32 protein-coding genes are annotated in these 17,643 nt (G+C 49.7%); 15 read left to right on the top strand and 17 right to left on the bottom strand.

Going from position 1 to position 17,643, the window contains the following annotated elements:
* The first annotated feature begins 25 nt into the window (after window positions 1-25).
* Window positions 26-283: a hypothetical protein gene (locus tag ACQG19_RS09735; protein ID WP_040117529.1), complete on the top strand. Its 258-nt coding sequence runs from the start codon at window positions 26-28 to the stop codon at window positions 281-283.
* On the opposite strand, the gene ACQG19_RS09730 is transcribed toward ACQG19_RS09735, so the two are convergent.
* Together ACQG19_RS09730 and ACQG19_RS09725 are read right to left on the bottom strand one after the other, a co-directional pair.
* Entirely contained in the window at window positions 237-572 is a 336-nt protein-coding gene (locus ACQG19_RS09730; RefSeq protein ID WP_259387622.1) for a hypothetical protein, read from the bottom strand. The genes ACQG19_RS09735 and ACQG19_RS09730 overlap by 47 nt on opposite strands.
* An 11-nt stretch (window positions 573-583) precedes the next feature.
* A complete protein-coding gene (locus tag ACQG19_RS09725; RefSeq protein WP_350389340.1) occupies window positions 584-2,041 on the bottom strand; it encodes a glycosyltransferase family 2 protein in 1,458 nt (485 codons plus the stop codon).
* Between the two features lie 186 nt (window positions 2,042-2,227).
* On the opposite strand from ACQG19_RS09725, the gene ACQG19_RS09720 reads away from it, so the two are divergent.
* Entirely contained in the window at window positions 2,228-2,761 is a 534-nt protein-coding gene (locus tag ACQG19_RS09720; protein WP_350362610.1) for a YkgJ family cysteine cluster protein, read from the top strand.
* A 155-nt stretch (window positions 2,762-2,916) separates the two neighbouring features.
* Here ACQG19_RS09720 and ACQG19_RS09715 read toward each other — a convergent pair whose 3' ends face one another.
* The 14 genes from ACQG19_RS09715 to ACQG19_RS09650 form a co-directional block, all read right to left on the bottom strand.
* Window positions 2,917-3,048, bottom strand: a complete 132-nt coding sequence (locus ACQG19_RS09715) for a hypothetical protein (RefSeq protein ID WP_350415379.1) — start codon at window positions 3,046-3,048, stop codon at window positions 2,917-2,919.
* Between the two features lies 1 nt (window position 3,049).
* Window positions 3,050-3,319 carry a hypothetical protein gene (locus ACQG19_RS09710; RefSeq protein ID WP_350389342.1) on the bottom strand — a complete coding sequence of 90 codons (270 nt, stop codon included), beginning with the start codon at window positions 3,317-3,319 and terminating at the stop codon, window positions 3,050-3,052.
* Window positions 3,316-3,858 (bottom strand): glycoside hydrolase family 108 protein, encoded by a 543-nt coding sequence (locus tag ACQG19_RS09705; protein ID WP_350389343.1) that lies wholly within the window; start codon window positions 3,856-3,858, stop codon window positions 3,316-3,318. The genes ACQG19_RS09710 and ACQG19_RS09705 overlap by 4 nt, the downstream gene beginning before the upstream one ends.
* Window positions 3,836-4,141 (bottom strand): phage holin family protein, encoded by a 306-nt coding sequence (locus ACQG19_RS09700; protein WP_049110993.1) that lies wholly within the window; start codon window positions 4,139-4,141, stop codon window positions 3,836-3,838. The genes ACQG19_RS09705 and ACQG19_RS09700 overlap by 23 nt, the downstream gene beginning before the upstream one ends.
* A complete protein-coding gene (locus tag ACQG19_RS09695) occupies window positions 4,128-4,523 on the bottom strand; it encodes a phage holin family protein (RefSeq protein WP_022648767.1) in 396 nt (131 codons plus the stop codon). Before ACQG19_RS09695 ends, ACQG19_RS09700 begins: the two co-directional genes overlap by 14 nt.
* A 583-nt stretch (window positions 4,524-5,106) precedes the next feature.
* Window positions 5,107-5,685: a DUF1133 family protein gene (locus ACQG19_RS09690; RefSeq protein ID WP_045357675.1), complete on the bottom strand. Its 579-nt coding sequence runs from the start codon at window positions 5,683-5,685 to the stop codon at window positions 5,107-5,109.
* A gap of 13 nt (window positions 5,686-5,698) precedes the next feature.
* Window positions 5,699-6,688, bottom strand: coding sequence for a DUF968 domain-containing protein (locus tag ACQG19_RS09685; RefSeq protein WP_045357677.1), 990 nt, complete (start codon window positions 6,686-6,688; stop codon window positions 5,699-5,701).
* 7 nt (window positions 6,689-6,695) lie between these two features.
* The gene (locus ACQG19_RS09680; protein ID WP_045357679.1) at window positions 6,696-7,490 is read right to left on the bottom strand and encodes a KilA-N domain-containing protein; all 795 of its coding nucleotides are present in this window, start codon (window positions 7,488-7,490) and stop codon (window positions 6,696-6,698) included.
* 70 nt (window positions 7,491-7,560) lie between these two features.
* Entirely contained in the window at window positions 7,561-7,968 is a 408-nt protein-coding gene (locus ACQG19_RS09675) for a RusA family crossover junction endodeoxyribonuclease (RefSeq protein ID WP_025760115.1), read from the bottom strand.
* A 19-nt stretch (window positions 7,969-7,987) separates the two neighbouring features.
* Window positions 7,988-8,251 (bottom strand): hypothetical protein, encoded by a 264-nt coding sequence (locus ACQG19_RS09670; RefSeq protein ID WP_350389344.1) that lies wholly within the window; start codon window positions 8,249-8,251, stop codon window positions 7,988-7,990.
* The gene (locus ACQG19_RS09665; protein WP_063154055.1) at window positions 8,248-9,189 is read right to left on the bottom strand and encodes a conserved phage C-terminal domain-containing protein; all 942 of its coding nucleotides are present in this window, start codon (window positions 9,187-9,189) and stop codon (window positions 8,248-8,250) included. Before ACQG19_RS09665 ends, ACQG19_RS09670 begins: the two co-directional genes overlap by 4 nt.
* Complete coding sequence (locus ACQG19_RS09660; protein WP_071785215.1) at window positions 9,152-9,358, bottom strand: DUF4222 domain-containing protein; 207 nt, start codon at window positions 9,356-9,358, stop codon at window positions 9,152-9,154. The genes ACQG19_RS09665 and ACQG19_RS09660 overlap by 38 nt, the downstream gene beginning before the upstream one ends.
* Window positions 9,359-9,598: 240 nt before the next feature.
* A complete protein-coding gene (locus tag ACQG19_RS09655; protein WP_350389347.1) occupies window positions 9,599-10,069 on the bottom strand; it encodes a YmfL family putative regulatory protein in 471 nt (156 codons plus the stop codon).
* Window positions 10,070-10,094: 25 nt separating this feature from the next.
* Window positions 10,095-10,319 (bottom strand): helix-turn-helix transcriptional regulator, encoded by a 225-nt coding sequence (locus tag ACQG19_RS09650; RefSeq protein WP_074169863.1) that lies wholly within the window; start codon window positions 10,317-10,319, stop codon window positions 10,095-10,097.
* A gap of 107 nt (window positions 10,320-10,426) precedes the next feature.
* On the opposite strand from ACQG19_RS09650, the gene ACQG19_RS09645 reads away from it, so the two are divergent.
* A complete protein-coding gene (locus ACQG19_RS09645) occupies window positions 10,427-11,086 on the top strand; it encodes a LexA family protein (protein WP_063929028.1) in 660 nt (219 codons plus the stop codon).
* Window positions 11,087-11,535: 449 nt separating this feature from the next.
* On the opposite strand, the gene ACQG19_RS09640 is transcribed toward ACQG19_RS09645, so the two are convergent.
* The gene (locus ACQG19_RS09640; protein ID WP_229059827.1) at window positions 11,536-12,036 is read right to left on the bottom strand and encodes a super-infection exclusion protein B; all 501 of its coding nucleotides are present in this window, start codon (window positions 12,034-12,036) and stop codon (window positions 11,536-11,538) included.
* A gap of 819 nt (window positions 12,037-12,855) precedes the next feature.
* Here ACQG19_RS09640 and ACQG19_RS09635 point away from each other — a divergent pair.
* The 12 genes from ACQG19_RS09635 to ACQG19_RS09580 all read left to right on the top strand — a co-directional run bounded on the left by ACQG19_RS09635 (window position 12,856) and on the right by ACQG19_RS09580 (window position 17,619).
* The gene (locus tag ACQG19_RS09635) at window positions 12,856-13,215 is read left to right on the top strand and encodes a hypothetical protein (protein WP_426725874.1); all 360 of its coding nucleotides are present in this window, start codon (window positions 12,856-12,858) and stop codon (window positions 13,213-13,215) included.
* A complete protein-coding gene (locus ACQG19_RS09630; protein ID WP_426725873.1) occupies window positions 13,215-14,039 on the top strand; it encodes a ParB N-terminal domain-containing protein in 825 nt (274 codons plus the stop codon). Before ACQG19_RS09635 ends, ACQG19_RS09630 begins: the two co-directional genes overlap by 1 nt.
* Window positions 14,036-14,521 carry a hypothetical protein gene (locus ACQG19_RS09625; RefSeq protein ID WP_426725872.1) on the top strand — a complete coding sequence of 162 codons (486 nt, stop codon included), beginning with the start codon at window positions 14,036-14,038 and terminating at the stop codon, window positions 14,519-14,521. The genes ACQG19_RS09630 and ACQG19_RS09625 overlap by 4 nt, the downstream gene beginning before the upstream one ends.
* Window positions 14,518-14,757, top strand: coding sequence for a hypothetical protein (locus ACQG19_RS09620; RefSeq protein ID WP_129318003.1), 240 nt, complete (start codon window positions 14,518-14,520; stop codon window positions 14,755-14,757). The genes ACQG19_RS09625 and ACQG19_RS09620 overlap by 4 nt, the downstream gene beginning before the upstream one ends.
* Complete coding sequence (locus tag ACQG19_RS09615; protein ID WP_426725871.1) at window positions 14,754-15,002, top strand: hypothetical protein; 249 nt, start codon at window positions 14,754-14,756, stop codon at window positions 15,000-15,002. Before ACQG19_RS09620 ends, ACQG19_RS09615 begins: the two co-directional genes overlap by 4 nt.
* Window positions 14,999-15,496 carry an ead/Ea22-like family protein gene (locus ACQG19_RS09610; protein ID WP_426725870.1) on the top strand — a complete coding sequence of 166 codons (498 nt, stop codon included), beginning with the start codon at window positions 14,999-15,001 and terminating at the stop codon, window positions 15,494-15,496. Before ACQG19_RS09615 ends, ACQG19_RS09610 begins: the two co-directional genes overlap by 4 nt.
* Window position 15,497: 1 nt before the next feature.
* The gene (locus tag ACQG19_RS09605) at window positions 15,498-15,803 is read left to right on the top strand and encodes a hypothetical protein (protein WP_426725869.1); all 306 of its coding nucleotides are present in this window, start codon (window positions 15,498-15,500) and stop codon (window positions 15,801-15,803) included.
* A 3-nt stretch (window positions 15,804-15,806) separates the two neighbouring features.
* Window positions 15,807-16,592 carry a hypothetical protein gene (locus ACQG19_RS09600; RefSeq protein WP_426725868.1) on the top strand — a complete coding sequence of 262 codons (786 nt, stop codon included), beginning with the start codon at window positions 15,807-15,809 and terminating at the stop codon, window positions 16,590-16,592.
* Window positions 16,593-16,718: 126 nt separating this feature from the next.
* The gene (locus ACQG19_RS09595) at window positions 16,719-17,024 is read left to right on the top strand and encodes an ASCH domain-containing protein (protein WP_248058919.1); all 306 of its coding nucleotides are present in this window, start codon (window positions 16,719-16,721) and stop codon (window positions 17,022-17,024) included.
* Complete coding sequence (locus ACQG19_RS09590; protein WP_426725867.1) at window positions 17,014-17,283, top strand: hypothetical protein; 270 nt, start codon at window positions 17,014-17,016, stop codon at window positions 17,281-17,283. The genes ACQG19_RS09595 and ACQG19_RS09590 overlap by 11 nt, the downstream gene beginning before the upstream one ends.
* 32 nt (window positions 17,284-17,315) lie before the next feature.
* Entirely contained in the window at window positions 17,316-17,579 is a 264-nt protein-coding gene (locus ACQG19_RS09585) for an excisionase (RefSeq protein ID WP_062676769.1), read from the top strand.
* Window positions 17,554-17,619: a phage integrase Arm DNA-binding domain-containing protein gene (locus tag ACQG19_RS09580; protein WP_426725992.1), complete on the top strand. Its 66-nt coding sequence runs from the start codon at window positions 17,554-17,556 to the stop codon at window positions 17,617-17,619. Before ACQG19_RS09585 ends, ACQG19_RS09580 begins: the two co-directional genes overlap by 26 nt.
* Window positions 17,620-17,643: the final 24 nt, after the last annotated feature.

Raw genomic sequence — 17,643 nt, 5'->3', positions numbered from 1 at the left:
ATTACCTCCGAAAAGGAAAATACCCATGGGTTCCATGTCAGAACTGGAAAAAGCAGTTGCAGATTTGCAACGTGAATTAAAGATTGAAAAAGCCACCAATAAACTGGTTTTTTCTTTGATTATTGAAGCTGTTAACAAGCTGTCACCAAAACAGAATGTTGGGGACGTTCTGATGGATGTACTGAAGGAGGTTACACCGCCTGAAATTTCATCTGCCCCAGATGCTCACGAAGCGATTAAGAGAGTTGAGAAAATAATTCAGAAGAAGCAACCGCGTTCGTAACTTCCTGAATTAAATCGTCAGCGGCTCGGTGCTGAGCCGCATTCACAATCTGATCGATTACAGTTATCGCGTGAGTTTCAGCGCGCTGCTTGTAACCTTCAAGAGTAAAGTCTGACGAAATATCTTCACGGTAAGGTACAGTCAGCATTGTCTTCTTATCGAGTTGTACTTTGACGTCACCGCCAATAGCATCAACCGTTGTACAGTCCAGTCCCTCCGCTGAAGAGTAACCGTTTATTTTTAAGCTAAACGATTTTTGAGTCGGAAACTCAACCTCATATGAAATCATAAGAACTCCTGTTATTTATGGCGCCAGAAAGCGTACTCTTTACCGACACCATCGGACTTAAAAATAGTGTGGATGCGCGGGCCGGTGACAATGCGATCGCCAAAAGACTTAGCGACAATGCCAAAAGCAATCATATCCCCCACCGCAGCGCCAGCCTGTTCTTTCTTCCAGAAACGATAACTCTCGATCCGGTAGTAAAGACGGATGATGCCGTGAGCGAATGCCATAACATCAGCGCGGGTGCCACCCAGCAGACCAGCGTTAAGCATCACATCGTTGCGGTGCTCTTCAATGAACTCCTGATAAATGCGCTCCGGATGATTCTGTTTCGCCCAAGTGTCTGCATACGTCTTTGGCTCAGAGCCAACGTAAATTTTGCCGGGCTCCATTTCTGACCATGGTTCGCGGAGCATTTCGACATCAGTTCCATCGGTACACCAGACGAACCGGTATTCAGGATGATCGCGCAGGTGCTGCCAGATATGCAGCCATCGCCGGAAGTAGACATTCATTTTGACGTCAGGAACGCGGTAAAGCTCAACGTCTGCCGGGGCCGCCTGCAGTTCATCCACCAGCGCGATACGTCCACACTGCCGGAGCGAGGCCGCCCATTTATCCAGCATGTCAGGCGAGGCCGTCATTTTCGTACCGCGCTGCGGGTCAGGCTGACTGGTTAGCAGCGTTGTGATAACCACGTCGCGCTGACGCCGATATTCAACGTAACCGGTAAAGCCGGTATCACGTCGTTCGTTGTGGATCTTCACATTACGTTCCACCAGCGCCTGGCGGTCGGGCCTCGGTACTGAACGTTCCACCGCTTCATGCTCATCGAGAGAATGAATCAGCTTTTCTGAGCCGATGACGTCGGCATAAGCCCAGGTAGTCAGTCCAGCGTTATGGATACGTAGCGCGAGGTCACTGTGTTCGTACATGCCGCGACCGTATACCGGATCGAAACCACCAACCTTCTCGATAGCGCTGCGGTGGTAATACAGCATCACGCCACGCTGCCCGGTGTAAGCGATATGCTTATCATCCCTGTACAGGATAGTCATATCGTTTATCTTTCTGGGCCCAGCAAGATCGAGGAACTGATAAGCCAGATGAGGCTCGGGTGATTCGATGTAAGGTAAGTGCCAGCTATCGGCGATTGGATAAGCATCGTCATCCCATAAGAAAAGATGCTCACATCCGGCATCTATCAGGGCTGACAAGCTGGCGTTCTTCGAAGCGACAATACCAAGTGATGTTTCATGGCGAAGCAGTTGCACGCCGTCAGGCACTACTGCGGCAGGTTTTGAGCCATCATCGATAACAACCACCAGCGCGCCCGCGGGTAAGAACTTCATATGCTGAGTCAGGGCGCGGTTCAAAACGTCAGCGCGGTTGTGCGTCGTTATGGCAACGCCGATCCGCGCTGAATTAGCACAAGCTGGCGCATAAACGACGCCGTCTATAGTTACCTGCATTTTTAACCCCTACAGGGCATAATTTAAGTTATCCGCTAAAGCCATTACGATATGTCTGCCCATGGTGATGGCAATACCCCATGAAATTACATTACAAAGCTGTGTTTTTATCAGGATTCCAAACGATATTAACCACGCCTATTGTATGGTTAGGGCGACAAGCCTGATAACTGGAAGATATACTCAATGAGTTTAGAAAAATTACTAATCAAAAACAGAAAGTGCGGTTCATGCTCTGTGTGCTGCACTTCGCTACGAATTGAACAACCAACGTTAAAAAAGCTGGCTGACGTTCCATGCCAACACCTTAAACCTCAGGGAGGATGCTCAATTTATGATGAACGACCTTCTGTTTGCCGCACCTGGTATTGCGGATGGCGAATACTGGATATTGGACCAGAGATGAGGCCTGATCGGAGTGGGGTTCTTATCCGCTATGATGGCTCCTCACTCTGCTTTCAACCAGTAGACAAAAACCGCGTATCTGCTTTGATCGAACCAGAGCCCCTGAGAATTTTGGGGGGCTTGATAGCTCAAGGTATGAAAGTGGAAATATCGGTTCCGACAAAGGAAGGGTATTGCTCATCCAATATTAATGTCACTGAGCATATGTCAGAGGTGGTTAAAAGTAGAGAATACGCAAAAATGCGTTCTGCACTTTTGGCGGCCATTCAATTCGCATCACAATCAAAAACAGATCCGGTAGAACCGCTGGAGTGATTTTTCGGGTCGGGTGTAACACCCGGCTCTTTAAAATGGTACTCATTGCAACGCTTTATTTTATTTAAATGAGAAACATCCTCGTTCTCAACCGAAGACATTAATGCTTTATCAGTTCGAACATTCATTTTTTCCATTGGATGATCTTCGCTAATTTATAATTTGCAGTTCGCCTGCCACGCTTTGTTATGCGCCAGGATGTCTTTCTTCGTCTGGCGGTCCAGTACATCCCAGTCGTGCGCTGTGCCGTAGATGGGTTTAACCCAGTCGCAAGCCGTGTCCACCACCTCAACCCTTACGGGTCCAGTTGTCCCGCAGCTCGCGATCAACATCGTCATCAGGCATATGGTTAACAGTCTGCTGTACATTGCTGGCCTCTTTCGTTGCTTCTACCCGGCGTTGGGCTACTGCTTCAGTGGCTGCGGCTGTTTCTTCGGTTTTTTGCTTCTGAAACTTCGCTTCCGTTTTTGTGGTTCCTGAAGCATGACCAAAGCCGAAAGCAGCAGCTATAGCACCGAGAACAGCAACAGCCAGCCCAATAATCAATTCCATAGTCATATGGCCACCCGTTCCCGTATCCATCCGTAAACAAACGTCTCGTTCGCGCTGCGCTGTTCTGCAAGCTCGAGATAACGCTGACCCTGGCTGCAATTCAGGGCCCTAAGCATAACCAGCTCACCCTCTTTTCCGCGCCGGGAAAGATAGCTTTTTAACGCGCTGATAGTTCGCGGACCAATAAAACCATCTGCAATCAGATCGGGATAGAGCGAACCCTGAATGTTGAACACGTTCAGCCAACGCTGAAACCATTTGGTCTGCACCGATGGGCCCATGTTTACGCCTGTATCACATAGTTCGGCAGCGATGGCTGGTGATACCTCAGAAACAAGGTCGAAGCGTGGCCCTGTCCAGTAGTCAGCCGTCAGGATATCCAGCGCCTGCTGGCGGGTCAGGTTTCGCATATCCCCGGTGAATCCGTGGGCGCGAGCTACCGCTTGTGTGATCCCCCAGTTCGTTGGACCGCCCTTATCGTCAGGGTGATTAACGTAGCCGCCCTCTTTACCGAGGATGGCATTAAAAATTTCGTCTTTGGTCATGTGAATGCCTCAGGACGTCAATGATGCGCGCCACGTTTCCCCGAGCCCATAGAACGGCGGCGCATATCAGGACGTTCACCAGCACCACGAACCAGTGCGATTCATGGTACAGGCCGAACAGGTAACGGAAAGGGACGCTGGCGTATACCAGCACCGTGAAATAAGCCATCAGCGATATCAGAGGGCGATGTCTCGCCCCGCCGCGCTGGTAGAACATCAGTGCAATAACGATCACAGCAGAGATAATTGCGTTTGCCATCGCACTCGGATCACTTGTTACCATTGCTGGCCCCTCCACCACGTAAACGCGAGAGAATTCCAAACAGGCTACCCAAATCCTGACTGTTGACGAACGTCAGCAGCTTAATAGCAATAGCGGCTACGATTACCGCGCCCAGCGCATCAAGTGGCCTGTCGCTATACCCCGTCCATTTGGAGAAGTAAGAGCCAAGAAGTGGAGCGCCGATAACGCCAAAGATGAATGAGGTGATGAAGTAGCCCACCAGCTTAAGGCGACTGATATTAACCGCCGTAGCGACGTAGAACACCGCACCAGCGAATGCGCCAAACACCACACCGTAATCTATGCCGGTTGCCAGGCCGAACATGCTGGCCCCCATCAGACCACCAGCCGCTACTGTCGTGCCAGAAACAGGATCGGACATCTAGTCCCCCTCTTATTACCGTGAATCCTCTCAGTGATGAGGGGAATAAAAAAAGCCCGCTTTTGAAGGCGGGCTAATGAGTGACTATTAGTAAGTAAGGTAGGTAGTCGTGAGTCTTGCTAACTGACCTGAGTGAGACAGTATCGGGCTGGTTCACAACGGTTCAGGAGAACCATCAGGCAATTACCTTCAACACACATTTCAAGCGTAGCAGCAGTTTGCAAATTCATAAAAAAAGGCCTGCTTTTTACGGCAGGCTCTCAAGGAATTTGAAACTGTATTGTTGTTGTCATGGTGCCGGGTGCCTCCCGGTGACTCTACCCCAGTCAGCAAAGCCGCGCGCATACCTGCAGATAGCAGTTGACTGGAACGCCCTTTCGCTTAGAAAGGATTCACCACAATAATAAGTTACAACTAATCCATTCTAGCGGTCAATACATCATCGCCATGAGTCCTCTCAGAACGAGGGGAAACAAAAAAGGCCACCCGGAGGCAGCCCTTAAAATAAAAAACCCGCAGCAGTGGCGGGTTTATGTTTTGATTTGTTGCTCAGTACGCTTTACTGTCCCGAGCCTACCACAATTTAAGCACTTTCTTGCTCACTATGCAACTTAAATCTGTCGCTATTTGTGCCAAACGCGTCACAAAGTGGAGCGTACAGGATCGATTCTGCTAAACTTACCCATGTGTCGATTCGGCGTCGGCATGTGATAAGTGTCCAGTCAGGGTGTTTTGCATTCAGCTCGTTGGCCATCTGCAGTTTGCTCTTACGCAGCCGGTGACGGTCAACGATTACGCCATACAACCCACGGTATTCATCATTCATCAGGACTGAAGCAATAACACCATCCACCTTAAGGCCCTCTTCGTCGGAGCAGAACGCCAGGCCGCTTTTGTTTTTGCTGTCGAGTATTTCACGCAGATAAGATTCCAGTTCAGGTTTAGTGATGCCGGATTTCTTCATGCGGCGAAGCGCATCGTTGATAGCGGTCTTTGTGATTTTCCCCGATGCCAGCAGCTGGTTGAACATGTTTCCGCCAGAGCCGCCACCGATATAAGACCAGCGGCCCCACATACGGAGCTTGCCTTGTACCCAGATGCTTTCGAGAGTGCGAAGGCGAACCATCTCGCCAGATTTGCCAACTTCAGAAGGATTGATCATGTTGCGTCTCCACTTACGCCAGTACGCCGATTGCCAGCGAACGATCTAAAAACCGAAACAACAGCGTTAACTGGTCGCCGTGCTTCGCTTCAAATGCCACAGGATCAGCGTGCAACTCATCGTGATGCGCTCTGCACAGCGGTATCACAAACAGGTCGTGCGCTTTTGTTCCCATTCCACCCTGCCCGTGGCCTATCAGGTGGTGGGGGTCGTCTGCCTGCTTGTTACAGCAGACGCAAAGCTGGGACTTTACCCAGCGTGTCCAGTTCTCATTAACCCAGCGGCGGCGCTTTGGCCTCAGCATAAAAGACTCTGGGGTTTCTGGATCAACCTTCACCGCCACTATCTTCTTTGCTTTCTCCTGAAGGATTTCAGTCGCCGGTAATGAGGGAATAATTTCACTTTCCCGCATTACTGAACTGTGAGATTCAGGCTTAATCCTGAGTGCTTTGCTTGCCAGAGACTCAGGGATTAGGTCAGCCAGATCATTACGTACCATCCACCAGCAGAGCTCTGGAAGCGTCAGGGTGTGGTCAGAGTTAAAACCTAACTCAATATTCACCCTTTCGAGTATCCATTGTACCAGGTTCTGTCTGGCAATTCCTGCCAGCCTTTCAGTGGTTTGCTCACGTAATTGATTATCACAGCCCCAGCAAAGACGAATACTTCCTGGTGCATGGCGCAGGATTGTGAAATCTCTGGCGTGCCAGTCGTTATGTGGCCACTGACATTCGTATTTTCGTTCCAGCCAGGCATCAAGTCCACTCAGGCCGCCAGCACGCTGAATAACCCTCTCGTTCAGGAAAAGCTCCTGCATACTGACATCATCTGTCAGTGGCTGATGTGCCTCTGGAATAAGACCTGATGGCAAATGCTGGATTGCTTCTGATGGCGTCTCAATAACAACCCTTCCCTGACGAAACAGCCAGAGCAGTTCATTGCCAGGGCGGAACAGAACCACCCCGGACATTGGTGCAACTTCAGGTGTCAGTAATGCTCTCACTGTTACCTCAGGCTACGATGTCGATTATTTTAAGAAGCTCCGCAAACTTCGACTCAAAGAAATGAGGCTGAGTTTCTCGCGGGTTCGCAGGACTGGTGATGTTCTTGCCATACATGCAGCCTTTGGCAGTAAGTGACCAGAACTTTTTAACACCATTCACTCCAGACCGACTGTTTCGCTCTTTTTGTTCCACAATCCCAAAGCGGGACATCATGTGATAAACCTGATTGGCGGTGATGCGGATGTTTTTTGCTTTAAGCAGAGCGCTGAGTGATTGTGTGGGACGGCTGGACCCATCCTGCGCACCGGCAGGTGCATCGATCGCGTAATGCGGCATCAGATCTGGAAGACCAGCTACCTGCTGGAGTTTTTGATAAGCACCGAGCCTTGAAGAGTTTGAGAGGTTCAGCATTTTCGCCGCCGATTCAAGCAGGATCACGCCAGCCTGAATTTTGTCGGATGTCGGCGCATTGGATGAAGGGTTCTGTACGGCATCGAACGTTCTGATGACTTTGAGGTTAAATTTCGGGCTGATCCACATTGCATAGGAATAAACCAACTCCTTGCAGACGAATGTCCCCTGGTTAACACCACCAGTAAGGGTGACCAACGGGGCCGCTCCTGTAATTCCAGGAGCGCTCGAAATTTCAGCGATGAGTTCTTGCGTTTGGGTAAGACAGGACCAGTTGGAAGGCTGGTGACGTTTTTCACCTCCCGCCGCACGATGCAAATCATTCAGGCAGTAACGACCATCAAAATCACGGCGTACGGAAACGCCATCAATTACGAATAACTGATTCATATGTTTCTCCACTTGTTGTAGTGCGAGCGGGTCTGCACTCCCGCTTCGCTGACACTTTTTAATCTAACACTCATGCGCGTACCAATGCATTGCTATTTTGCCTACCATTTTCGACATAGCTGGCGATCGTTATTTCAACCTTCCCGCCAGGTACCTGCGGTGCCCACTCCACCAGCATTCGTTTAACCTGACTGTCATCCTCCCAGATGCCTGCATGTGTCAGTGCATCAAAAAGCGCCTTGTTGTAATTGTCGATATCGCGGCGGCGGGCATCTGGTGGATAGAGAATGATCTCAACCGCCGCTGGCGCTGTGGTTGGTTTAGGCAGGCGGCGTAATTGTTCAATAATCGCAGCGCAAGCAGCGCTCTGATATTTGCGGCCAGCAGCACTGATGAGATGGCGTCCTGCCAACGGCCCCTTATTGGGGGCTCGCCAGTAGGTGTTTACGCTCGGTGGGAACGGCAGCACCAGTTTCATAAAGTCACTCCCTGTTTCTTTAGCCATTCAACAGCTTTATCTCTGGCCTGGTCTCCACCGGATAGCGCGGGACAATAGGCCCAATTGGACCAACAGGTGCCTTTGCGTAGTAACGGAAGTTAGGACGCACACCTTTGCGCTCAGCGCGGTTAAGCATGACCAGGCGGCATACCGCACGCTGAACACTGTGCAATGCGTACTCCGGCAGTGCTGCAGCAATCTCTTTGTTCGTCAGTCCAGGGTTATTGGCCACGAATAACTGAATTGTTTTCAGAAAGCTCATTGAGTACCTCCGGAAACACGGAAACCTGAGTTGGCTGGAACGCTGTAATCAACGTTCTGGAAGTTGGCCTTAAAGTTTGGGTCAGCGCTACCGCCGAGTTGCCAACGCCCTTTGACACACGCAGGCCTTCCGCGCTTTTGCCATTTCTGAGCCTTGTCAAAATACTCAACGCAATTTTCTGGACCAAAGAGAGTGCTCGGGCGAAGGTAATCATCCATTTTTGGATCATCAGCCCATTTTGCTGTGAGATAGTCCACCACCAGCATCAGGTCTTCAGCGCTGTAGTCTTCTGACAGTCTCCCCCTGATGTATCCCAAAACGGTTTTGTTTCGCCCACCCTTCCCGTATGACGATCCAGTAACCTCGTTGAAATGGGATAAGACACGAATTGCCGGATCGATGTCGTCTGGTTGCGGCGCAACCGGACAAATAGGGTTTTTAATATCTGTAGTATTCTCTGTTGTATTCTCTGTAAGAACATCAGTGCAATTTGACCTGATGAGAGCGGTTCGTTTTGACCCGATGGAGCGTTCCACTTTGACCTCTTCCATCGGTTCATTTTGACCTGATGGAAGAGTGCATTTTGAACTCTTCGATTTGGTCACTTTGACCTCATCTAAAAGCTCGCTTTCATAGTTGATCGTGTAGTAGTTCGTCATGTCGCGCTGAGACTTGTTCAGCTGCTCAACTTTGAGCACGCCAAGGTTCTTCAGGCGGGTGAATGTGCGCTTCAGCGTAGACTCAGACCAGAACGGGAACTGCTCCAGCCACTGCTCGTTGGTGTTGTAAATCCAGCGCACGCCGTCACGCTCCAGTCCGGAGGTGGTTTCTTTAAGCCAGTAGTTCACCTGCTGCAACGCAATAGCCTCGTTCAGGCCAATGCTGTACGCAAGGTCAGGGTTAATCACTATCGGCCGGGATGGCATCAACAGGCTCATGGTCGTCCTTTAACTCTGTAAATTTACGCTGGAATTGTTCAAGAGGGCTGAAGCACTCATGATCGTACCCTTCGCGAAGGTATATAACGCGTCGAGTCTCTGGCTCCCATCTGATGACGCGGACCGGGACGCCGTAGTGGTCTTTGAATCGCCGGTTAACTTCAGCCATTCTTCACGCCCCTTCTCGTTCATCTGAGCAAAAGCCTCTACCATCGCGTTCTCTGGCTGGTAGTTGTTCACGCCAGCCTGGTCGTTTAATCTCTCCACATAGCCGAACGGGGAATCTTTTCCCACCAGTGGAAGGCATCTGAATTGCTTCGCTGGTCTTAATCGGTTTAAACTGTTCATGCGTTAGTTTCTCCACTGAATACGACACGCCACGACGCCCGGAGCTGCACACTCGCGGGCGTCACTTCTTTTGGCTTTTCTTACGGCTAAAAAGCGCGACAATTGCGCGGATTTCTTCTTCACGCGCAGCCAGGTGACGGCGGTGATACTCGTTAATTTCTTCGGCTTCATGTGGCTCAATTACTCCATCTTCCAGGGCCTTCTGAATGACGGTATCGACTCGTCCGCGTGCTGCGGATGTAGACATTGCACGATCAAACAGGTCAACGCGGTCAAGGTCTTCCATTTGAGGGACGTCCACAAGCAATGCACCACGACGGCGAGCGAAGTAATCAGCCAGGTGTGAGGTATTGGAAATATCTTCCATGGCCTCCAGCTCATATACTTCGAAGAAGCGGCAGCCGTTCTTCTCGTACAGGTTGTTGTTGAATTGCGTAACAGACATGCCAAGAGCACCGGCCATAGCCTCACGGCCACCCGGATACGATTTGCACATCGCTTTTACTACTTCTTTCAGGCTCGGCTCTACCATGTTGTTTTTCCTTTGGTAGTTATGTTTATGCAGCCGTTTCACTAGACTGCAGAGGTGGGAAAACATCATCGATACTGACTTCTGCACCGAAATCATTGAGGGCAGAAACGATTGCACGGCACTGATCGATGTTCATTTTCCTTTTGCTGTTTTCGTAGTGACAAACAGCCCCCTTTGTTACACCAAGTGCACTTGCTAAGTGCCCTTGTGTGATACCCAGCTTTGTTCTTATTGCTCGAAGATTGTTCATTGCGTTCTCCCGTTAACGATATGAATATACATTTTGTATCTTAAATTCACAAGTGAGATATACGTTTTGTGACTCGATTAAAAGTATACGGGTTGTATTATTTTGGTATGACGATGAAATGGTACGACCTAGCTAAATCCCTGATGAAATCACAGGGAATTACTCAAGAGCAGATGGCAGAACATCTTGGCATAACCAAAGGTGCAGTAAGCCATTGGTTGAATGCTCGGCGTGAGCCTAGCCTGCAGGAGATCGCACGAATCCTAGAGTTTTTAGGGAAAAAAAATTTTTCTGTTGGTGCGGGTGGTTTAATAGTTGATGAAACCATCAAAGGGGATGTTGAGTACGTTGGTAGGTATAAGCCAGGTAAAAAGTATCCAGTATTGAGTAGCGTCAAAGCTGGAGCCTGGGGGGAAGCTGTAGAAGCTTATACCCTGAAAGATATCGATCTGTGGCTTGAGTCTGATGCCCATATCCAGGGAGAGGCATTCTGGCTGGAAGTTGAAGGTGATTCTATGACAGCACCAGTTGGCCTGAGTATTCCTGAGGGTACCTTTGTCTTGTTCGATACAGGAAGAGATCCTATAAACGGTAGCTTGGTGATTGCAAAACTATCAGATACAAATGAAGCTACTTTCAAAAAATTGATCATTGATGGGGGCCAAAAATATTTAAAAGGACTAAATCCACAATGGCCACTTGTTCCAATCAATGGAAACTGTCGAATCATTGGTGTTGCCGTTGAAACTAAGCTACGACTTCTCTAAAAATCATACTATGCCCAGCTACCCGCTGGGTTATATGAATCATACTTCGCTCCTCGTCTAAATAGTCTTATACGCAACTTTCTACAACAATTCTTTCGTTAAAAAACAAATACATAATGTTAACCACGATTTTTTGTATACAAATCGTATTGACCACAATGAATACGTTTTGTATATTCAAATCATCAACAGTGAACATTGTGGGTAAGCAGTATGAGGGCAAACGTAAATAGAGAGATGGAAGCACTATCGAGAGCGTGGAAGTTTGAACCGCTCTACTCTAAGTGCCCTGAATGCGGTTGTGACCTTAAAAAGTTGCCTGAGGAATTTGCGGTTCTACCTGATACGTTCGATGAGCTGCTCATCGTAAAACGGCGTAAGAGAACAAGGATGGAGAAGATTATCTCTATTTTTCGTAAACGAATATCGCAAAGGATTAAACGTTTTGTTCAAAGGCTGGAAGATAGATGCCTTAACACATGGAAATGATATTTGTCTTCTATGACATAACCTTCCATGTCGGGTCCGCAATTAAGTGAATAGGTCTTCCTAAGAATGCCTTTATAGACGAGCTGCTCCACCACTGGATTGTGATTTTTTGCGTATACAACGTGGTTGCCGGTCTTAATGAAAGAAAGAAGGCACTGCTTTTCAGGTACTGAAAGCATGCTGACTTTTAAGCGTAAAGCCAGTGTGTGAAGCGAGTTTAAGACGGATTTAGTAGTGAAACTGGTCAGCGAAGAAATAAAAAAGCTGACGCAGAGGATCATCAGGTAGTACAGGCTGAATGCTGGAAGGAATTCCGGATTATGAGCGCCAACAGACTGCTTAACAGAGTCAGGCAGAAAAACCGTGAGAATGACGAAGATGATTAGCATATGCATTAAACGCCTAATGTCTATGTCACGCAGGATTGAACGCAGTAACTCCTGCAACCACTTGTTGTCCATCGGCGGAATCCATCACTCTCTGTAGGGGTGAGAAGATTTTAACCGATTTCTCGCTGTAGGGGTACACGAGAACCACCGAGCCTGATGTGGTGAAAAGACAGGCAGCAGTTGCAGTACGGTATATGGCACATGTGCCGCAGCGGTCCGGGGATTCCTTGCATTACTTTTTCCAGATCCAGCGGGTAGCCGGAATGTGCAAGCCAGTTGTGTACGACAGCCAGAGACGTTTCACCAGCGTGGCGATCAGGTGTGACACCTCGGAAGAGACGAGCATGCAACAGGAAAGGACACTGAGGGGCGCAGTTACCCCGAGCCGCTCTGCTGTGAGCCAGTGTTCTATCCGTTGTGGTGAATGCGCAGGCTGATGCGCACCCGTAATGGCCGGATGGATGGAAATGGGAGACTTGGGACGCGCCTGAAAGTATGGCGGCAAATACCATCAAAGCCGGAGCTCAGCACCGGCCACCACAACCAAATCACGTTAGGACCGTGGTAAACGGTAGTAGCTGTACCAGATGCTGTGTGTAGTCTTGGCGGTCGGCAGTTGTGAATGTCCTTAATGTCGACCGCCCCTTTTCACAACTGAAAGCGCGTTCAGCCGGTTCCTTGAGAGGCCTCAGTCGTTAAATCAACCTCAGGAGAACGCGCTCCCAATTGTGGAGAAGCTAACTGGCGGTGGCAGCCGCCCGTTTCACTAAGTGCCATGGTTGGGTGCTTACTAAAACGAAAACCCTTTAATTTTTGTCGCCATCCGGCGAGGGATTCGTGCAACCAAAAATCAGCGCTGTGCAGAGCGCTTATAACACGGAGAAACTATCCATGACGAACACACAGAACGTCACCGAGTTACAACCACGCATGACCAGAGAGCAGTTGATCGACGCTGCGCGTATCGCCGCTAAGTTCCTGCCTGTTGCTTCAGCACAGCTTATGAATGAGCTTGCTAATCGCCTGGACATTACCAGCGTCGCGCTGTGTGAAGCGATGGCGCAGCGTAAGGAACTGGCCGAGCAGAATGCCACCCTTCGCCAGGATGTAGCGAGCTGGGCCAAAGAATGCGACCGCATTGTGGAGCGCCACACGAAGACCAGAACAAATATGCACCTACTTGAAGCCCAGCGCGAATTACGTGAGCTGCAGCCTGTCGTATTTTCTCAGGCTAACGAGGTAGCACTCTAATGGCTAACTCATTCAAGCAAATGACCAAGGCCGGTGTAATTAAGCGTACCGATACCGGGATGTTTATCAACCTTGACGATATTCATGTTCGCGAAGGTTTTAACATCCGCGAAGACGATGAGCGTACTCGCCTGGCTAACGATGACTTATTCGATTACCTGATGAATGGTGGCGTCGTTCCGCCAATTGAAGTTGTACCGCGTGACGAAGGAGGAGTTTACATCGTTGAGGGTCATCGTCGTCACCTGGCCTATCAACGCTGTCGTGACGCAGGAAAGCCAGTTAATCGAATTCACATCATGCCATTCTATGGTAATGACCTAAAGCAAAAGGCGCGAATTTTCACGAGCGCAAGTCAGCTGTCATTGTCCCCTATCGATCAGATTAACGGCATTCGCGATTTCGCTCCATTCAATCTCACTCCGGCTGAGATAGCGAAGGAAATCCACAAGTCAGTGGCATGGGTAGAAAAGCTCATAGCTCTTAGCAATGCAAATCAAGATGTTCAAAAGGCTGTTAAGGCTGGAGAGGTATCAGTTGATGTGGCCATAGACCGCGTAAAAGAGTTCGGCGAAAAGGCCGGTGAGGTTCTTCAGAAGGATAAAGCTTCTGCTGCTGCTAAAGGTAAGAAGAAAGTAACCCGCAGCGTTATAGCACCTGAAATTAGCGTTAAGAAAGCACGTCGCCTTGTAGAGCTGATCAGCCTGGCGGGTATAAGCGACACAGGTGTTATCTCTCTTGAAGGATTGGTCCATGCCGAAGTTGTAGGGATCATCGACGAGCACAAAGCTATCGCAGCTCAGCGTAAAGGAGAAACATCGTGATTACCGAAAAAAATAATGTCTTTTATTGCGATTGTGGATTTTCTTTCCTGAGAGGTCACAGCGGCGCGCATGACTGTGCTGTTGGCCTTCGTAATAAGCTGGCCAAGTCTGTAGCCCAATGCGCGGCGCTGGCTGCGGAGATTGCGGGGATGAAGGCTGCCTTGCGCCCATCAGACATCCCGAGTGAGTGGACGGACGCATTTGGCGACACTGCAGTAATTGAGCATGACGCGACAGGAGACAATCAGGGGCACTCTGTCTCATGGTCATGGGTTGGGAATCAGGAAGAGGTTATTAAATCCGTTCTGCTTGCTGTCGATAAAGGAATCGATACACCGGCCACCGACGCTTTCCTGGGTGATGTAATGGCGCAGGGGGTGGAGATGTTCGCCAGAGAAACAGAAAAACTCGAATGGCATGAATCAACAGTAAGATTTGTGCTGAAGTTCGCCGACCATCTTCGCAAAGGAGTGCAGTCATGACACATCGCAAAATAGTCAATCGTATGCGCAAGGCTCAGCGCGTCAGCTCTTTAAAGATGAGTGAGCTTATCGAGGTCGGCATGGTCGGCGGGCTGGGTGAGAATGATGTGGAAATTCACAACATCTGCGTGGATGCCCACAACGTGCATGTTGGAATCTGGAATAAACTTCAGCGCTACATCAATCAGTTAACTCGCAAGCCTGTCGCAGTAAAGAGCAAAGGAGTGCAGTCATGAGCACACGCCGAAAAATTAACAAAATTCTTAAAGAGAAAGGCCTGTCAGCGGATGTCGAGTATGACGGAAGCGGTGCCAGCAGAGATGAATATGGTTGGTGGACTGTGACTCTCGATCCGGCATCTGCTGATTTTGTTCGCCTGAAGCTTAATGAGCCTGAATTCACCGGTTCGATAGAATTTTGCGAACTCGAAGAAGGGTTTCAACAGCTTTCTGAGTTACCTGAAATGGAGTTCGCCCAATGAGCAACATCGACAAACGCGCATTACGGAATTTAGCCACATCGTTAGATGGCGACGATTGGCACGCTGAAGGCAACAGTGTTTACGGCGGAGCATATGATGTTGGTGACAACGTTTGCTATGACCACATCGCGAGCTGCGAATCTGTTAACGGGGAAAGCCCTCACGCTGACTTCATCGCAGCAGCCAACCCCGCCACCGTGCTGGCGCTGCTGGATGAGCTGGAAGCCGCAGAGAAGCGGATTACTGAGCTGGAGCGCAATGAAATTCGCGAAGAAGGAAACCAGTTTCTCGTCGTTCGGCACCCGGGGAAGCTTCCTGTCGTGAAACACTGCGCTGGCGAACTCGAAGGCTTTCTGCGCCAACTGCTTGAGCATGACCCTATGGCAACCATCGATATTGTTACACACCGCTATTACGGCGTTGGTGGTCAATGGGTTCAGGATGCAGACGAATATCTGCAAATGATGGCAGCCGCAGCCGGTAAAGGAGAGTGATATGAAACACCAAAATTACGATCAGCGTAAAGATTTGCATCTGTGGTTCGGTCTTTCATATGCCGCGTTTCTGGTAATGCCTCGCGTAGCAATGATGCAAATGCCGAAGGAATGGCAAGAGAGTATGGCTGAACTGCTAAACCAATACGACGAAACCATTGATACATCTGCGTTTGGGGTGAAAGGTTGCCGAGTTCAAGCCCTAAATAGTGAGGGTAAGTTAATGAAGATGCCTGATGAGTTACTTAACTACCGCCATCCTCAACCCGAAGTTGTGGCGCAGTTAATGCTCAAGCATGAGGACTAACCCATGAGCACTATTACCAGAGAATTCACCAAAGAGCAGTTAATCGAATGGGCACAAAAGCATAAAAAACGCGCCGAGGAATATCTGGTCGCTGTGCCTAATGACGAGTATGGACTGAAAGATTTAGCACTGGCTGAAATCGCGCTGGCATCGCTCGAAGCGGAGGCTGTGGCATATGCAGACCTACAGGCATTCCGAAATTTTCAGGCTGGAGTCGCGAGACGAGAATGGATGTGGGCGAATCCAGACGCAGGTCTTATACCTTTGCATACCGCACCGCCAGCGCCGGTATCTGTGCCTGATGAAGACCTGCTTAACATGGCAGCATCTGCGATTGAAGACTTGCTGAGCAACAAAGATAGGCCTGGTGCCGGGGTATGGGCAGACATACCTGTTAAGTTGCGCCGCGCCGCCATGCTTCAGGGGGCCGAACCTGTAACGATGGCTAACAAGTTGCCATTCGAGCAGTGGATTTCGCAACAGACAGGCACCATTGACGTCGAATGTGGATGCGTGATGACGGAGGTGTTTTTCCACTGGTTGCGCGTTGCTTATGAGGCAGGTAATTCTCCGCATTGTCGGGAAAGCGCGGAAACGTCAACCAAATGCTGGTGCCACACCTGCCGCCCGGTGACAATTTCCGACATGCGATTCGTCGTTTGCCCTGAATGTGGTAATAAGCGCTGCCCGCACGCCAATGACCACAGGAATGCATGCACCGGAAGCAACGAGCCAGGTCAGGAAGGCGGTGCATATCCAGCAGCACCGCAGCAGGAGGTGAAGCCGTGAGCAAATCCGAAGCGCTGAAATACGCAGTGATAATTGGCTTTGGTGTGGCCGCTGGGATTCACCTTTACGTAGCCTGGGCATCTCTTCTTGAGCTTACCTGGGGAGCGGTTAAGGGAGTGTTTAACCATGGCTAACCTGCAACTGGCTGTTAACGGTGAATACTTCGACCAGATGAAGTCTGGTGAGAAAACCGAAGAGTATCGCCTGGTAAATCCGTACTGGTGCCGCAGGCTATCTCATGGCCATAACCAACAATTACCGCGGCGCTTTGATCGCCTGATTATCACCCGCGGATACCCTAAGCGCGGTGACGCGAGCAAGCGCATAGACATCCCGTATAACGGTTACGAAGTGAAGGTGATAACGCATCCGCACTTCGGCCCCGACCCGGTCAAGGTCTTCGCTATCAAGGTGAATATCGATGGCCAGTAAACTCAAACAGCGGCGCCTGCGCCGCCTTAAAGCAGACGTGGCATGGTGGCGCGAGGAAGCGGAATACGGTAATCGCCGCATCCTCGAACTGGCCGGGGAAATCGACAGGCTCAAAAAGCTGGTTATCCGTGTACCGATGCCGGTTCTTGTAACGAAGGAGATGGTCCACCAACTCTATTACACCGAAACAAAAAGATGTCGTACCTGCAATGATGGGCTCCGTGGTGGTTGTTCATCATGCATTTTCTTTAAGAGATAGCCGGGTGCAGCCGGTTAAGTGGAGATCAACGTATGGGGCAGTTAGTAACACTTCATGAGTGGGCGTCGGGTCCTAATGGGTTCAAATATCCATTAAGCAACTCAGCATTAAACAAAATAGCCAAGACCAAGCAAACTTTCCCACCAGCTTTAAAGCAAGGTCGGCGCTGGGTTATAGATGAGGACGCTCGTTTTATTGGCATGGTAGGCAATGTTGATATTTCATCATCGTTATCAGACAAGGCTCGCCAGTTAGTGGAGAAGGCAATAAATGGCAGCTCGCCCCAGAAAGCATAACGTTAAAATACCTAACCTGTATTGTGTCAACAACGGGTAAAAAGTGATCCACTTACCGCCACCA

It is taken from the genome of Enterobacter cloacae complex sp. 277I4 (genome assembly GCF_050031465.1).
Taxonomy (GTDB): domain Bacteria; phylum Pseudomonadota; class Gammaproteobacteria; order Enterobacterales; family Enterobacteriaceae; genus Enterobacter; species Enterobacter cloacae.
The sequence above is the reverse complement of the archived record's forward strand: the minus strand, read 5'-3'. Positions and strand labels throughout refer to the sequence as shown.

Excerpts from the sequence above, each read along its gene's own strand:
- ACQG19_RS09735 (WP_040117529.1), top strand. The coding sequence starts at position 26 with ATGGGTTCCATGTCAGAACTGGAAAAAGCAGTTGCAGATTTGCAACGT.
- ACQG19_RS09730 (WP_259387622.1), bottom strand. The coding sequence starts at position 572 with ATGATTTCATATGAGGTTGAGTTTCCGACTCAAAAATCGTTTAGCTTA.
- ACQG19_RS09725 (WP_350389340.1), bottom strand. The coding sequence starts at position 2,041 with ATGCAGGTAACTATAGACGGCGTCGTTTATGCGCCAGCTTGTGCTAAT.
- ACQG19_RS09720 (WP_350362610.1), top strand. The coding sequence starts at position 2,228 with ATGAGTTTAGAAAAATTACTAATCAAAAACAGAAAGTGCGGTTCATGC.
- ACQG19_RS09710 (WP_350389342.1), bottom strand. The coding sequence starts at position 3,319 with ATGACTATGGAATTGATTATTGGGCTGGCTGTTGCTGTTCTCGGTGCT.
- ACQG19_RS09705 (WP_350389343.1), bottom strand. The coding sequence starts at position 3,858 with ATGACCAAAGACGAAATTTTTAATGCCATCCTCGGTAAAGAGGGCGGC.
- ACQG19_RS09700 (WP_049110993.1), bottom strand. The coding sequence starts at position 4,141 with ATGGTAACAAGTGATCCGAGTGCGATGGCAAACGCAATTATCTCTGCT.
- ACQG19_RS09695 (WP_022648767.1), bottom strand. The coding sequence starts at position 4,523 with ATGTCCGATCCTGTTTCTGGCACGACAGTAGCGGCTGGTGGTCTGATG.
- ACQG19_RS09690 (WP_045357675.1), bottom strand. The coding sequence starts at position 5,685 with ATGATCAATCCTTCTGAAGTTGGCAAATCTGGCGAGATGGTTCGCCTT.
- ACQG19_RS09680 (WP_045357679.1), bottom strand. The coding sequence starts at position 7,490 with ATGAATCAGTTATTCGTAATTGATGGCGTTTCCGTACGCCGTGATTTT.
- ACQG19_RS09675 (WP_025760115.1), bottom strand. The coding sequence starts at position 7,968 with ATGAAACTGGTGCTGCCGTTCCCACCGAGCGTAAACACCTACTGGCGA.
- ACQG19_RS09670 (WP_350389344.1), bottom strand. The coding sequence starts at position 8,251 with ATGAGCTTTCTGAAAACAATTCAGTTATTCGTGGCCAATAACCCTGGA.
- ACQG19_RS09665 (WP_063154055.1), bottom strand. The coding sequence starts at position 9,189 with ATGAGCCTGTTGATGCCATCCCGGCCGATAGTGATTAACCCTGACCTT.
- ACQG19_RS09660 (WP_071785215.1), bottom strand. The coding sequence starts at position 9,358 with ATGGCTGAAGTTAACCGGCGATTCAAAGACCACTACGGCGTCCCGGTC.
- ACQG19_RS09655 (WP_350389347.1), bottom strand. The coding sequence starts at position 10,069 with ATGGTAGAGCCGAGCCTGAAAGAAGTAGTAAAAGCGATGTGCAAATCG.
- ACQG19_RS09650 (WP_074169863.1), bottom strand. The coding sequence starts at position 10,319 with ATGAACAATCTTCGAGCAATAAGAACAAAGCTGGGTATCACACAAGGG.
- ACQG19_RS09645 (WP_063929028.1), top strand. The coding sequence starts at position 10,427 with ATGACGATGAAATGGTACGACCTAGCTAAATCCCTGATGAAATCACAG.
- ACQG19_RS09640 (WP_229059827.1), bottom strand. The coding sequence starts at position 12,036 with ATGGACAACAAGTGGTTGCAGGAGTTACTGCGTTCAATCCTGCGTGAC.
- ACQG19_RS09635 (WP_426725874.1), top strand. The coding sequence starts at position 12,856 with ATGACGAACACACAGAACGTCACCGAGTTACAACCACGCATGACCAGA.
- ACQG19_RS09630 (WP_426725873.1), top strand. The coding sequence starts at position 13,215 with ATGGCTAACTCATTCAAGCAAATGACCAAGGCCGGTGTAATTAAGCGT.
- ACQG19_RS09620 (WP_129318003.1), top strand. The coding sequence starts at position 14,518 with ATGACACATCGCAAAATAGTCAATCGTATGCGCAAGGCTCAGCGCGTC.
- ACQG19_RS09615 (WP_426725871.1), top strand. The coding sequence starts at position 14,754 with ATGAGCACACGCCGAAAAATTAACAAAATTCTTAAAGAGAAAGGCCTG.
- ACQG19_RS09610 (WP_426725870.1), top strand. The coding sequence starts at position 14,999 with ATGAGCAACATCGACAAACGCGCATTACGGAATTTAGCCACATCGTTA.
- ACQG19_RS09605 (WP_426725869.1), top strand. The coding sequence starts at position 15,498 with ATGAAACACCAAAATTACGATCAGCGTAAAGATTTGCATCTGTGGTTC.
- ACQG19_RS09600 (WP_426725868.1), top strand. The coding sequence starts at position 15,807 with ATGAGCACTATTACCAGAGAATTCACCAAAGAGCAGTTAATCGAATGG.
- ACQG19_RS09595 (WP_248058919.1), top strand. The coding sequence starts at position 16,719 with ATGGCTAACCTGCAACTGGCTGTTAACGGTGAATACTTCGACCAGATG.
- ACQG19_RS09590 (WP_426725867.1), top strand. The coding sequence starts at position 17,014 with ATGGCCAGTAAACTCAAACAGCGGCGCCTGCGCCGCCTTAAAGCAGAC.
- ACQG19_RS09585 (WP_062676769.1), top strand. The coding sequence starts at position 17,316 with ATGGGGCAGTTAGTAACACTTCATGAGTGGGCGTCGGGTCCTAATGGG.